The following is a 713-nucleotide window of genomic DNA, read 5'->3' as shown; positions in this document are numbered from 1 at the left end:
CCGGGTCTGGTCATGCTGCTGAACAAGCCGCTGGGCATGACCTGTTCGCGCAAGGAAGACGGGGCGCTGGTCTATGACATCCTGCCGGATCGGTGGAAGCGGCGCGACCCGGCCATCTCGACCATCGGCCGGCTGGACAAGCAGACCTCGGGCCTGCTGCTGCTGACCGACGACGGCGATCTGCTGCACCGGGTGATCTCGCCCAAGCGCCATGTGGCCAAGGTCTATCGCGCCACGCTGGCGCGGCCGTTGAGCGGAACGGAAGGCGCGCTGTTCGCCTCGGGCGAGCTGGTGCTGGAGAACGAGGACAAGCCGCTGTCGCCGGCCCTTCTGGAGGTGGTGTCGCCGACCGAGGCTCTGCTGACCGTGACCGAAGGCCGCTATCATCAGGTGCGCCGGATGTTCGCCGCCGTCGGCAATCACGTTGAGGCCCTGCACCGCGAGCGAATGGGCGGGCTGGTCCTGCCGGATGATCTGGCGCCGGGGGCGTGGAAGCTGCTGACGCCGGAGGAGATCGAGCGGATCTTCGCCTGAACAGGCTCTCCCTCGCCGTCATCCCGGACAAGGCTCGCTGGCGAGCCGCAGATGCGGGACCCAGGCGGTGGGACNNGGCGGCGCTTGACCTCTTCGCCTCGCTCGCGCACCTCCCCTTTATGACCTTGGCCAAGATCTGCGGACTGACGACGCCCGAGACGCTGGAGGCGGCGCTGGAA

1 protein-coding gene is annotated in these 713 nt (G+C 68.2%); it reads left to right on the top strand.

Features of this window, described 5'->3' with window-relative positions; translation table 11 throughout:
- Window positions 1-534: pseudouridine synthase (locus tag HX774_RS19170; RefSeq protein ID WP_178829000.1), on the top strand; the 534-nt coding region annotated here is incomplete at its 5' end.
- Window positions 535-713 lie beyond the last annotated feature (179 nt).

The sequence above is a fragment of the Brevundimonas sp. P7753 genome (assembly GCF_013386595.1).
In the GTDB taxonomy this organism is placed as follows: Bacteria; Pseudomonadota; Alphaproteobacteria; order Caulobacterales; family Caulobacteraceae; genus Brevundimonas; species Brevundimonas bullata.
Note: the sequence above shows the minus strand (reverse complement) of the source record. Positions and strands in the feature narration are given on the sequence as shown.